The sequence below is a fragment of the Collimonas silvisoli genome (assembly GCF_018305005.1).
In the GTDB taxonomy this organism is placed as follows: domain Bacteria; phylum Pseudomonadota; class Gammaproteobacteria; order Burkholderiales; family Burkholderiaceae_D; genus Collimonas; species Collimonas silvisoli.
The window spans coordinates 1-13,235 of record NZ_JAGQEG010000017.1 but is presented as its reverse complement, the minus strand read 5'-3'; the positions used below and the strand labels follow the sequence as shown (position 1 = coordinate 13,235).

The window sequence follows — 13,235 nt, the reverse complement described above, 5'->3', positions numbered from 1 at the left end:
TTTCTCATACCTATTCATGACAAACATTTCTCTGATGTGCGGGCAAGCGCACAGCGCGGTTTCGTATCTGCGCAGACAGCGCAGCGCGCTGTATCGACAAATCTCCTGGGTATTGCCGGTGATTCTATGCGTGGCGGGGGCCAGCGCCGGCGCTCAGCCGCTGGTCTGGAAAAGCCAGAGATTCCAGTACGTGGCTGATCATAAAGATCTTAAGGATGTCTTGCGCGACTTTGGCGCCAGCGAAAATATCATGACCTCGATTTCCTCTCATGTCGACGGTTCCGTGTCAGGTCGTTTCGACAGTTCTCCGGAGCAGTTCCTGGACAAGATGGCCAATACATTCGGCTTCATCTGGTATTACGACGGCGCGGTGCTCAGTATTGCCGGCGCCAACGAGGCCCGTAACGCGACCATCAGTCTCAAGCACAGCAATGTGGCGGAACTGCGGCGCGTGCTGGGAAGCCTTGGCATCGCGGATCGGCGCTTTCCTGTCCGCTATGACAGCGAAACAGGATTGGTGATCGCATCCGGGCCGCCGCGGTACGTGGAACTGGTGTCCGATGTCGCCCGTTTGATTGATCAAACCTCGGCCCCGAGCGATAAGATTGTTGTGCAGCGTTTTCCTTTGAGCTATGCCTGGGCCACGGACCGTACCGTCACAATCGACGGCCAAGGCGTGACGGTGCGCGGTGTCGCGTCGCTGCTGCGCGGCCTGTATGCGGTGAATGGCGGCGGCCAGGCAGCAGCTGGCGACGCCACTCCGGCGCCGCGCGATACCTACAGGATGAAGAGCCTGCGCAGCACCGGCGCCAACAGCGGCGTTGCGCCTGCGTCCGGCGCTAACGCGCGGCCGCCGCTGCCGACCTTGCCCGGGCTTTCCACGGCGGATAATTCGCGCCAGCCTGCTGCAGATGTTGCGCCGCTTCCCGCCGGCGCCATGGCTGGCCGTGCCGACGCTAGCACTGCCGAACAAGCCGCGGCATCTGCCGGACCGGTGATTGAAGCCGATCCTCGCAGCAATGCGATTTTCGTGCGCGACCGGGCCGAAAACATGCCGGCTTTTCAAGCGCTGATCGAATCGCTGGACCAGCGCCCCGGCGTTCTTGAAATAGATGCGACTATCATCGAGATCACCGACAATGCGCTGAAAGAGCTAGGCGTCGATTGGCGGCTGCATTCCGGCCACATGGATGTGCAGACCGGGAACGGCGCCCTGGCCCAGACTGGAAATCCCGACTCCCTCAATCCGCAGGGTTTCGGCAACCCGGCGAACCAGACCAGCACCGGGCCGATACTCTCCACGCCGGCAGGCGGCGTCCTGACGGCGGTGATCGGCGGTGCCGGGCGTTACTTACTGGGGCGGGTCACGGCACTCCAGCAAAGCGATCAGGCGCGCGTCACCGCCAGCCCCAAAGTCGAGACGCTGGACAACGTGGAAGCAATCATGGACAACAAGCAAACCTTCTATGTGCCGGTCTCCGGCTACCAGTCTGCGGACCTGTATAGCGTATCGGCCGGCGTATCGCTCAGGGTATTGCCGATGATCGTGCCCACGTCAAGCACTGAGCAGATTCATCTTAATGTGCACATCGAGGATGGCCAGCTGAGCACGCAGCAGGTTGGAACGTTGCCGATTGTAAGCAACAGCACCATAGACACGCAGGCGTTGATCAACAACGGCGAGAGTTTGCTGATTGCCGGTTACTCTGTCGATCAGGATGACCATGCAGAAACTGCGGTGCCAGGTTTGTCGAAAATCCCGTTGATTGGCGGCCTGTTCCGCTTCAAGCACCACCAGGGCCAGCGTTTCCAACGGCTGTTCCTGTTGACGCCGCGGATCATTGCGGTGTCAGGCCCTTCCGCGGCTAACGTTTCAACCAGTTCAGTCCGCTAGTGTCCTGGGTTTTAACTTATTGAGAGTTTCATCATTCATGACATCGCCCCGGCAAGAGTCATCTGGGGTCAGAGTCAACTTTCGCGGTGCTTCATCGCGAAACTTGACTCTGACCCCACATGACGGATTCGGAGAAACACAGAGCGCACTACGCGGCTTTGTTCTTTTTAACGATGAGGCAGCTACTCCGTGGTCCGCTAAGTGGGGGCAGAGTGAAGTTTCTGCAAAAAGCGCGCAGAAAGTTCACTCCGACCCCAGTTAGCTCAGTGCGCTAGCGCAGTTCGGCTTTGCTGGCGCCTTTCGCGTTTTCCCCAAAAAAGACGGCCTTGAATAGCCGGCAGCTAAAAAAAACATCCTTCGTGCTTTCGCAGGAAGGATGCTTTGGCGTATTCGAGGCAGTCTTGACGCAGCGCTGCCTGCATCAAATCAATTGTCGATTATGCGAATGCATGCTGGTGATGCGAGGAGCGATTGTTTTCCGCGTTTTTCTGATTACGGCTGACATCGGGCGCCATTGCCACAAACGGCAAGACATTCGAAAGCATTTCCGAAGTTTTCGGATTCGACGCCAGCTTTGATTCAGCGTAATCTTCAACCTTCGAAACCACTTCACTTTTGACAGCTTTTTCGGCGCCTTTCACCATCTCGCCTACATTGCCGTGCATTGCGCCGGCCACCAGGTCGTCGATCTTGGCGTTGCCGATATGTGCGGCAACCATCACCTGGCTCGCCATGTCTACCGCCAATCCTTCCGGCGTCAGATCGGCCGCCACGGTTGCCACGTCTTCACCCACCTTCACCACATCGCCCATCGCCGCCTTCAGGTTTCCATGGGCGAGATCTTTCAGCATCTGGACCGAACCGGTGGCGATGCCGACGGTGGAATCGGCGAGCGTCTTGACCGTCGAGTCAATCCCTTTCTCGACATCGTTAGTGACTGTCTTGATTTCTTTTTCAGCGCTGCTGACGAATTTGTCCAAGCCTTTGGATATATGCAAATCGCCAAGCGCGCTCATTGCCAGGGTGGCTTCCTTCGTGACCAGATCGCCGGCTCCCTTGACTACGTCATCCGCAGTTTTCAGAAAGTCCTGCAAGCCTTCCTTGAAATTACCCTCCATCAGCGCTTCTGTCATCTTCATCGTATCCTGCAAGACGTGTTCAACGTCTTTTTCCAGCGTTTTGACGACGCCTTCGACGTCGTGGATGGCGGCCTTGGCTACATTTTCGATGTCATGGCCGAAGTGCTCAAAGGCGTGTTTGATTTTTGAAAAAATGCTCATAATGTTTCCCCATTAGATTGATTACCAGAATGCGAGGCATAGCCCTGCGTTTAACGATGCGGTTAAATAATTTCCTGTCTTTTTTTCAAAGCGGCGCTTACCTCCTTGGCTAGAAATTGCATAAATTGCGGTGATGTGTGTCGCCATGGCGTTGGACAGCTGCTGCTTCGTGTGTTTCATCTCTGTCATTTTGGCGACGATGCATGTCTGGAAATAAGTAGCGCATGCGGCAGCAGCCGCAAATTCCGTCGCACGCCTGCGTGTTCCGCTACACAGGTTAGGCGATTTGGGGTGGCGGAGTAGTCCGTAACAGCGAAGTTTGAGGCATGCATCCGAAGCGGCGTTCACTCCGGCTGTTGCATGCTGACGGCATCATTTCGAGCGCATGAGTTCGCGCGTCGCGCTGACAGATTCGGTTGCAGAGGCGTTTAACGGCAGGTATACGCCGGTTGCCTGCATCTTCGCGGATTGCTCCTGCAGCGCGATACGCTCAGGCAGCCAGGACCCGGGGCGGCGCAGCAGTGCGTCAAGCGCGCTCGACCAGCCGGCGCTCTCTGGCGACCGGCCTGAGGTTTGGCTTAGCGCGCGATAAAAATCCGCTTGCCGTGCACAGGCCGGACGCAATCGGTGCCGCACCAGCAGTGTCTGGTTGCTGCGGTGCTGCGAACGTATTGCATCAAGGTCTTGCCGGAGCAAGGCCGCTGCGCGCGGACGGTCGCAGCCATGATTGAATTGGTACATCTTGATCCATTCGTCGCGCGACGAGTCGACGGCGGCGGCGAAGGTGATGAACGATGAGAACTGCTGGTCGGCATAACAGGCGCGATTCATCAGCTTTCCGTGACGCTGCACCAGTGAAATACGGGCGCCTGTCATTTTTTTTGGATAGATGCCGCCGAAGCCGAACGGGTTGGTGCCTGGAACGCCGCCTGATATTTTGTCAGTGCCCCAGGCGGGAGCGAGGCCGAAGCCGGCCTGGACGGATTTGCCTGAACCGGCAGCCGCGCCGTGCCGCTCGTGGCGCATGGCGCCGCTTTGTTCGCCAATGTCGTTATCGGTCTTGATGCCGAATTCGAATGCTGCTGTGACGCCGGCCCCGGATGAGGCGCGAACGCCGGCGTGCCTGGTGGTGACAGATGCCCCGATCGACATTTCCATGCCGGAGCGCCGGGTGTCGGTCTTCGAGGTTTGCCAGCCGACCGAGACGTCCTGCCGGTCCTGGAAATGCTGCGCAAATCGCTCGAAAAATTGCGTGTCGGCGCCGTTTGCGCGCACCGGCCGGTTTGCTTCATCGAACAAAAAATCGACCAGATCAAGCGCGGTCTCGGTGGTATGTTTGTCATCGTAGCGTTGCGCCGCCCAGTCCTCGCTATCATCGGTCAGCAGCGGGCGTATCGCGCGCAGCACGACGCCGCGCGGCTTGCGCACTTCATGGTCAAACGGTGTTACCCGTACCGTTCCGCCGATGCGGGCTTTGGCCAGCGCATCGATGCCCGCGCTGTAGCCGAGATGCAGGGCCGCGCCCGCTTGCTTGCGCACGACGGTTTCGGTGCCGATGAAAATTTCCAGGCCGCTGGTGCTCTTGGCGATCGTCACGACAGCTTGCCGGCTTCTCTGCCCAAGCAGCGTCAATTCGCCGCCGATGGGCAGATGCGATCGCGCCAGCTGCGAGGCGCCAAGCGACAGGCCGCGCGTCGAGATGCCGATGCGTCCGCCGTCGGCCAGCGTGATCTGGGCGCCTTGCGGCATCTCTGAAATGAGTTGCCGCAGCACGCGCCGGATTTCCTCCCGTTGCATATTGTCCGGCTTGAGCGAGGTAGATTCGGCTACCTTGCTTGCCTCTCCAAGTACGGCGCTAACTTCGCTCAGTTTGTCGATCTTGAAGCGGGTGGCGCAGTCTTTCAATAAGGTAAGGTCCAGGCGCGGCGCCGGCTGGTCTTTGGCGGCCAGTCCGGATACTGCGGGGCGTTTGCAGAGCGCGGCAAGCAATGTCTCGTCCAACGGGAAATGCTCGACCCGCATCATGCCATTGGCGCCAAGGATGTCCAGCGCTGCGGCAGCCGCCTCGCGCGCCGGCCCATCGGTTTGCTGCTCTTGCGTTAATGCCAGCCGTGGTTTGCGCAGAGCCTCTGCCATGGTTCTGCAAGCAGCGCTTAATGCGGCGCAATACTTCGCCTCTTCATTGCTGATCGATCCCAGCTGCGCGCCAAGCGTGCCGTGGCGCAAGCTGCGCAGTGCGGATTTCTTGTGGCCGAACATGCGCTGGAAAAACCAGTTGCGTTTGTCAACACGCAGTAATCCACGAGTGACGAAACGATGCAAGCGGTTTTTCAATTTCTTCAACTCGTCCTGCGCTGCATCGCTTCGGAAGCCTTGCTGCCAGGCGAACACGGCAGTGGTATCTCGTACCTCGCTCGATCCGGCAAGCGCACGCAGCACGCGGGGTGCGAGCTGGCCGCCATCGTCATGTGTGGCATGCGCCTGAGCAAGCGCGCCTGCGATGTCGCCGGGCGCGGCAGCAAGACGGTCCCATGCCTGGAGCATGAGCATGGTCTGTTGCTCGGTGCCGATGGCGGGCCGGGTTTTGGCCATCTTCATCAATACCTCGAAACCGGCCTCGGTCGACGCCAATGCCCTTGCGATGCGCCAAGCATCCGAGCGCGCAGCGTCGCCGATCGCGCTCGTTGCGGCGCTTGCGGCATCCTGGGAAGATGTTTCCGCAGTGCGGGAAAATGCTGCCGCCAGCTGCAGCGGCGTGCTTAGATCGAGCTCGTCCTGCAGCAGTTCAAGTGCATGCAGCGCCCGTCCGGCATCGTCAGGCTGAAATGTCCCTGCCAGCACTTGTCCAACCAGCACGGAAGCGGCAAAGGGGGCCGCGTCGGCAGGCCCCGGAGCAATAGCGCCGGCATCGTCGTCGGATTCCAGAGTCTGTCCAGAGGCGGAGGGAGGCGCAAGTGTAGCCAGACGTTCACTCAGAGCAGCTAGCAAGTCCGCAGCGGGAGCGTTGCCGCCGGCGCCGGGCCGGCCGAAATATTTGTCGACCCATGCGTTCAAGCCGGTGCGGCAACCAAGCCAATGTTCAAGTTCTGCCAAAGGCGCTGACCTTGGCGCGGCGCTCTGCTCCGGTTTGACATCTGAAAGCCGCCCGACTGCGCGCTTAAATCGTGCTGCCTGCTGCTGCAGGCTGGCCGTTGCCCTCGGCGCTGGGGCAGATTTGGCTAAGTCTGCGCCGCTGCCTGTTTCGGGCGGCTGCGCAAGGGAAGGGGGGGGCCGTATATCGCGTGCTGCCAACGGTTCGCCAAACTGCGAACGGCGCATGAACGGTGTGTGCCAATCGGTCTCGGCCATTGGTCGTTGCCCGGCTGGCTTGTTCCGGCTCGGCCGCTTCAATGCCAGCGTCTTGCTTAGCAGGTCGCGCACGCTGCCATAGACGCTGGCGATGGTGCGCGATGGGCTCAATGACGGTGCGGGTGCCACGGCTGCATCGGGAGACGGTGACGCAGACGGAGACGGCGAGCCGTGGGGGAAAATCCGGATGGGCAACTTCTTCACCAGTGAATCCTCGAATTTGGATAGCCGTTGCAAGATGGATGCGGCACAACACGACACGACAACGGACGGCATCATGCTGTTCAGGTTGGGGTTTCTGTTTGCAGTTGCGAAAAAGCGTGCTCAATAGCGAAGCGCCGGATTGTGCACTGCACCGTTTCGGAAACGGGTTCGCAGTTTCGCTGCGGCAGGACGAGTGGCGAGGTGCAACTGTCAAGCTGCAAGCCATACTCTTCAACTTCTTATGGCGCTTGCTATGTCCTTACATTTCTCATCGCGCCACCGTTCCTCCGCCGGCACGGCAACGACTGCCCCGATCGCGGCAATCCTTCCCGTGCCAGACATCGAGGCAACGATCGCCGCACTGTTCAACCCGGGCGATGCCATTGCACGGCTTGGCAGCGTGCGCGAGATGGCCGATCTGCTGGGTGAGAAACTCGAAAAAATATCCAGCGCAGGCGTCGTTGAGGGTCTTGCGCCGGGCCTGCATGTGGAGCTTGTCGTGCGCAAGTTGAATCTGCTTTTCGGCAGCAACTGTGCGGCGGCGCTGGGGGCTCTCCATAGTCTGATCATGGCGCGCAAGCCGCTTGCCGCTACGGGGGATGCTTTTCACCTGGCGCGCGTACTGGCCGGCAGCGTTGCCGGCGCGGCAGCTCTGAGTGCGTTACTTGAGGCGCCCATCCGGGATGCCAGGCCGGACTCATCCATTATTCGAAGCGGGGCTGAAAAGCAGGCGCTACGAGCCGCCAACTATCTGATCGCGGTCGCTCCGCTCGATATGCTGGTGCCGCGCAATATCGGCGAAACTACCGAACTCGCGCAACGCATGCTGCCTGCGCATGAACGCACCGAAATTGCGGAACCATTGCCAGCCGGCGCATACCGGGCAACCATTCCGGCCAAAGCGATACTTGCTGCGGTGGCGTTGGCGCGCAATCCCGGCGCCGAGTTGTTGCCGCACCTGAAAATGGCCTATTTCGCGTGGTGCAACGGTTTTCATGAAGAAGGCCCGGGTACGCCGCTGGATAGCGCGAAAGAGCATTTTTTTGCGCTGCCGAATTGCACTCGGCTGGCAAGCTAGCATTCATGACGTTGCCGCGGCAAGAGTCATCTGGGGTCAGAGTCAACTTTCGCAGTGCTCTATCGCGAAACTTGACTCTGACCCCACATGACGGATTCGGAGAAAGACAGGGCGCACTATGCGGCTTTGTTCTTTTTACCGATGAGGCGGCTACTCCGTGGCCCGCTAAGTGGGGTCAGAGTGAAGTTTCTGCAAAAAGCGCGCAGAAAGTTCACTCTGACCCCACTTAGCTGCGTTTGTTAAGGGGCATTGTCTCAATAGACGAGCTGCGTCGTTGTTCTGTTACGGCACCAAGGCCGCAGTCTTTTCGCAGTGAATCTTGCCGCTGGCCGCCACGCTTGTCACCATTGAACAGCGCGCCATCAGCACGCTGTCACGATCATAGGCTTGATACACCCAACTTGAGCCCTGCCTGTCCATCACCATAAAACCATATTTCCGGGTGTGGATAATGCTTTCGAGCGTGACGCCGGCGGCCGGGCTGGTATTGGCCGGGAACGGGTCGGGAAAGCCGGGATCAGCATGGTCGCCGCCGTTGCCGGCGACAAAGGTGGCTGGATGCGCGGAGGAGAAATTGATCGCCTGGAAACCATGCACATGTCCGTGAATGGCGATTTGCACCTCAGGTGGAAAATACCTGCCTGGATACAGCGAATTCATTACGGATTGGAGTGCCGCCCCAAATCCGCTGGGCGCAGATCCCTTGTATAGGACAAAGCCCAGGACCGGATGGTGACTGGTGAAGATGCTCGTCACCCCTGGCTTGGCGGCGAACCGGCCGACCGATTCGAACTGCGCGCGATACTTGATATATTGCGGATCGGTAGGAGGCAAGGCAGTTTGGCCGGATTTGGCGGAGTCGAATACGATCAATTGCGTATCGATGCCGAGATTTACGGCGTACGGTTCCGTGTAATTCGCTTCGTCGTCATTGGCTTTATCGTCGCAACTACGCTGCCTTTCATACGGATTGGGGTCGAGATAGCGGAACCATCCTTGACCGGCTCTTGCGCATTCCTCGTGGTTGCCGCGTACTGCGATCCAGGGGGCGGCGGCCAGCAACGGTGCGCCCGGCTGCAGCAAGTCTGCATCCCAGGTATCCGATCCGTAACCCCAGGGGCTGTCCTTGCAGCCGTCAATTCCGGCAGCGCATGGGGTTTCGCGATAGTGATAATCGCCGACATGCAACACCAGATCCGGCTTCAGGCGTGCAGCGGCTGCCGCGATCGTTGGAAACGGCCATGCGACGGGGTCTGAGCATCCTTGATATAGATTGTCCGTTTTTTTCATCCGGCAACCGGTGTCGCCCAATATCACGATGCGTTGCGGATTGGTCTTGGGCAGCGGTAATACGCGGGAGCCGATAGCCGCATGCGTTGCGTCTGGCGGCAACAAGGCTTCGCAGGTGTTGGTCGAGAAGGTAGACGGCTTGGAGTCGGCTGCGTTACTGGAAGTCGGCCGCAACGGGATAGTCCCAGCCGCAGCACGCAGGGTCATGGGGGTGAGCTTGCCGTTGATGTCGATGAGCGGACAGTTTGCCGACTGAGTGTTTGCTCGGGCGATCGCCTGATTGCCGGAACCGATGATGACCCAGGCGGCATCGGCATGCGCATCGGCAGTCATCGCCTCCGGGTTCATGCTGGTGCAAGCGGCCAGGCTTCCCAGCAAGGTCATTGCCGCCAGCCACCCGCACTGCCTGATGGAGCATGCGACCGTTCTCAATTTACCGTGCGGCATATGATTCATGTTTGGATGTAAAAGAGACCGTCAGAATTGTTTTACAGGCAAGGGAAGCATCCGAAGCATGAGTGAGTGGAAAATCAATCGCCGCTGCGTTTTGCGATGCGCGTCTTATAGCGATAGCTCGATAAATACTTCATTAAGCAATATTCAATAGGCTCGCGACGATCCGACAAGGTGACTCTTTCGCAAATCAGCAAAGGATCACCTTTTTGGATGCCCAATAAACGCGCATCTTCCTGCTCGGCGGCGCCGGCACTGAGGTTTTCGACCGCCTCGGCTGGGGTAAAGCCGAATTTTTCAGTCAGCAGCTTGTATAAGGAACCGGCTCGCTCGATTTGGGAGAGCGTCAATTTTGCTCCCGGCGGCAAGACGAAATAGGCGTCGTGCAAACCAACCGGAACATTGTCCATCAGGCGGATCCGATATACGCGGATCAACGGATCGCCCGGCCTCACGTTCAACAGACCTGCAATCGCCATCGATGCAGCAACCGGCTCGACGTTCAGAACGCGCTGGCCTGGGACGCTACCCCGGCTATTTGCATCTTGCGAAAAGCTGTCGATAAAACGCGTGGTTCCGCGCACGATGGCCGGCGCCACAAACGTACCACGGCCGTGTCCGCTGTAAATTATGCCGCGCTCCTCCATATAGCGTACCGCTTTGCGGACGGTATCGCGACTGACGTCATAGCGCTCCGCCAGTTCGCGCTCGGAAGGCAATGCCTGGTTGTCGGCGAGCAGGCCCTGGCTGATCGTAGTGCCAATAATATTGGCAAGCCATTTGTAGCGCGGCAGGGTTAGCGCCGTTGTATCGTCAATTTTCATCATATCGTCCCATGGTATGATGGTACGTACCAATTGTCAATAATCGAAATTTCCTTTAAGCTGCCGGACATCTGCTCCTCCCCACATTCAGATTGCAATATTCATGCTGATCAAAAATATATCATCAAGCGCGTGCTTGTCCTTGGTGTTGCTTTGCGCAGCCTGTGCCAGCATCGATGGCGATAACCCTCAGCAGGCGTCTGCCAGCCGCAGTGTCGCCAGTTTGCGCTTCATTGGCGAGCAGCGCATCCCCTTGGACTATCCGTTTAAGGGAAGTATTGTTGGCGGTTTGTCCGGAATTGACTATGATCCGCGAACCAATAGCTGGGTAATGGAAAGCGATGACCGTTCGGAAGTCAATCCGGCGCGCTTTTATAGCGCCCGCCTGGACTATGATAGCGAGGGCTTTCACGCTGTCAACCTGACCGGCGTTACTTATTTCAGGCAGGCCGACGGCAGCCTCTATCCCGGCGTGGCTGATTTTTCCCGGCGCGGGGGAGGACATGGCGGCGAGGTGCCGGACATCGAGTCGATCCGTTTTGATCCGCAAGACAGCAGCATCTGGTATTCCAGCGAAGGCTATCGCAAGCTGGGGATGGGGCCTTTTGTCAAGCAGGCCAGCCGCGACGGCGCTTATCTGGCGTCGCTGCCGCTGGCACCGATGTTTCGGATCGCGACGGATCAAGAGCTCGGGCCGCGCGATAACCTCTCTTTTGAAGGATTGAGTTTTTCGCCGGACGGCAGCTACCTGTGGGTTGGAATGGAAGCTCCCTTATACCAGGATGGCCCGCTAGCCAGCGTGCAGTCTGGTGCGGTGGCGCGAATCACCAAATACACGCGCGGCGGCAAGCTGCTTGGACAATATGCTTATCCGGTCGATGCCATCCCTTTTGCGCCGGCCGGCAAATATGCCGACAACGGCGTATCCGAAATTCTGGCAATCAACGACCATCAATTGCTGATGCTTGAGCGCGCAGGAATTCAAAATAGCGAAGGCGTATTCAAATTCTATATTCGCATCTATGAAATGGATGTCAGCGAGGCAAGCGATATCAGCCGGATTGCATCATTGCAAGGCGCGGCCTATCAGCCTGCAAAAAAGCATTTGATTCTGAATTTGAATGAAAGCAATCTCCCGCATGTAGATAATCTGGAAGGTATTGCATGGGGGCCGCTGCTGGCCAACGGTCACAATAGCCTGGTGCTGGTTTCAGATAATAACTTCAACGCGACGCAGGTAACGCAGTTGCTTGCGTTTGAAGTGATACCGAAGCAGGCGCGTTGACAATTTCTTGCCGCGCTTGTCCGGCGCGGGTGCTGTAGTTTTACCCTCCGCATCATATCTTTTCCAAGTTCGACAATCAGTTGTTTGCCGCTTTTCCCCGGACTGCATGACTGCCTTCCGGTCGTCGTCTCGACGGTCAGCTGGCGGTATCGATCCCCTTCCCCTCTCTTTTTTATAGCTACGCACGGCAATGGCGCGGTCATGATCGCACGTGCCAAATATTTTCACTAAATAAAAAATTTCTTCATAATGGTTCGTACCAGTCATCGTAATGTCATATTTGTCTTGTATGCTTTGTTGGTGCTTATGACGGTTATATATATTGCTCTAATGGGTTATATGATATTTATGCAAAAAAGTGGTTCGTACCATATTGGCATAGATATTGCTGATAATCGCAACGTATCCATGTGTCCATGCATCGAAAAGTCGACCTGTGCTCGCATCGATGATCAACATTGAAAGTTCGGAGATGAAAACAACTTTAGACCGGGTATTGCTCTGGCTGATGGCGTCGCTTGCGATGGCGATATTGGCATTGCCTGCGAACGCCGATACCGGCAGACGCAAGCTGATTATCAGCCAGGACGCGTATGGGCCGGGCGGCACTAATATGCAATCGATACTGATGCTATTGCAGGCGCCGGACGTCGACGTGCTAGGCATCGTGGTTGGCAGCGGCGATGGCTGGCGCGACGAAAACATCCAGCACACATTGCGGTTATTGGAGATCGCGGGTCGCACCGAGGTTCCGGTGTATGCCGGGACGGTGTTTCCGTTGCTGAACAGTGCCGAAAAAACGCAGCGCTGGGAGCGCATGTACGGTGAATTGTCATATAAGGGAGCATGGTCGGACCCGATGGACAAAAAACGTCATGCCGATCCCTATGCGGTTCCCGCACTGCCTGAAGGAATGGCTGCGATAAGGCCGGCGGCGGAATCCGGCGCCGATTTCATGATCCGCAAGGTGCATGAATTCCCGGGACAGGTGACGATTTGGGCGGCCGGCCCGCTAACCGATCTGGCCGTGGCGGCTCGTCTTGATTCCGCATTTTCTTCGCTCGCCAAGGAACTGGTTTTCATGGGGGGGAGTTTCCGCCCGGTCCCTGCGACTAATGCATTCGCTGACGAATATCGGCATAACACCCGGCTTGAATTCAATATGCGCTGGGATCCGGAAGCCGCTTCGATAGTGCTGCATGAACCGTGGAAACAGGTGTTGCAGATTCCTGTTGATCCGACCACTGCAACATTTTTCCGGCCCGAGCTATTGGCCCGGATTGCGAACGGAAAGACTCCCTTCGCAAGCTATGTCGGACGGTATGGACAGCCGCTTCCAATGTGGGATGAATTGGCGGCGATGGTGTGGATCGACCCCAGCATCGTGAAAGCAAGCTCGACCATGCTGGTCGACGTGGATACCAGTTTTACTGCCGGTTATGGCAACACCCTGAGCTGGGCGCTGGGAAAAGGCCCGCAACTCGGCGAACGGCCGGTGCTGGTGATTCAAGAAATCGATGTGCCGCGTTTCGAACAATTGACGGTCGATCTTCTTACGCATCCCCAAACCGTGAATAGC

Annotated in this window: 8 protein-coding genes; 4 read left to right on the top strand and 4 right to left on the bottom strand. The window is 57.8% G+C overall.

The features are described 5' to 3' along the window. Window positions 1-16 precede the first annotated feature (16 nt). On the top strand, window positions 17-1,894 hold the full coding sequence (gene sctC / locus KHU33_RS06275) for a type III secretion system outer membrane ring subunit SctC (protein ID WP_230414093.1): 1,878 nt from the start codon (window positions 17-19) through the stop codon (window positions 1,892-1,894). 437 nt (window positions 1,895-2,331) lie between these two features. Here the strand turns inward: sctC and KHU33_RS06270 are convergent, their stop codons facing one another. After that, entirely contained in the window at window positions 2,332-3,174 is an 843-nt protein-coding gene (locus KHU33_RS06270; RefSeq protein ID WP_211461655.1) for a hypothetical protein, read from the bottom strand. Between the two features lie 372 nt (window positions 3,175-3,546). Continuing rightward, a complete protein-coding gene (locus KHU33_RS06265) occupies window positions 3,547-6,726 on the bottom strand; it encodes a hypothetical protein (protein WP_211461654.1) in 3,180 nt (1,059 codons plus the stop codon). Window positions 6,727-6,979: 253 nt separating this feature from the next. On the opposite strand from KHU33_RS06265, the gene KHU33_RS06260 reads away from it, so the two are divergent. Further along, window positions 6,980-7,804, top strand: a complete 825-nt coding sequence (locus KHU33_RS06260; RefSeq protein ID WP_211461653.1) for a hypothetical protein — start codon at window positions 6,980-6,982, stop codon at window positions 7,802-7,804. Window positions 7,805-8,086: 282 nt separating this feature from the next. On the opposite strand, the gene KHU33_RS06255 is transcribed toward KHU33_RS06260, so the two are convergent. Both KHU33_RS06255 and KHU33_RS06250 read right to left on the bottom strand, forming a co-directional pair. Next, window positions 8,087-9,541: a metallophosphoesterase gene (locus tag KHU33_RS06255; protein WP_407928251.1), complete on the bottom strand. Its 1,455-nt coding sequence runs from the start codon at window positions 9,539-9,541 to the stop codon at window positions 8,087-8,089. A gap of 83 nt (window positions 9,542-9,624) precedes the next feature. Beyond that, complete coding sequence (locus KHU33_RS06250; protein WP_211461651.1) at window positions 9,625-10,374, bottom strand: GntR family transcriptional regulator; 750 nt, start codon at window positions 10,372-10,374, stop codon at window positions 9,625-9,627. Between the two features lie 142 nt (window positions 10,375-10,516). Between KHU33_RS06250 and KHU33_RS06245 the strand changes: the two genes are divergently transcribed. Then, window positions 10,517-11,656, top strand: a complete 1,140-nt coding sequence (locus KHU33_RS06245; RefSeq protein WP_329956032.1) for an esterase-like activity of phytase family protein — start codon at window positions 10,517-10,519, stop codon at window positions 11,654-11,656. 472 nt (window positions 11,657-12,128) lie between these two features. Continuing rightward, window positions 12,129-13,235, top strand: a 1,107-nt coding sequence (locus KHU33_RS06240; protein ID WP_211461649.1) for a nucleoside hydrolase, incomplete at its 3' end; no start/stop codon positions are given.

What these genes read in the sequence shown, in the direction of transcription:
- sctC (WP_230414093.1), top strand. Translation starts at nt 17, where the DNA reads ATGACAAACATTTCTCTGATGTGCGGGCAAGCGCACAGCGCGGTTTCG.
- KHU33_RS06270 (WP_211461655.1), bottom strand. Translation starts at nt 3,174, where the DNA reads ATGAGCATTTTTTCAAAAATCAAACACGCCTTTGAGCACTTCGGCCAT.
- KHU33_RS06260 (WP_211461653.1), top strand. Translation starts at nt 6,980, where the DNA reads ATGTCCTTACATTTCTCATCGCGCCACCGTTCCTCCGCCGGCACGGCA.
- KHU33_RS06255 (WP_407928251.1), bottom strand. Translation starts at nt 9,541, where the DNA reads ATGCCGCACGGTAAATTGAGAACGGTCGCATGCTCCATCAGGCAGTGC.
- KHU33_RS06250 (WP_211461651.1), bottom strand. Translation starts at nt 10,374, where the DNA reads ATGATGAAAATTGACGATACAACGGCGCTAACCCTGCCGCGCTACAAA.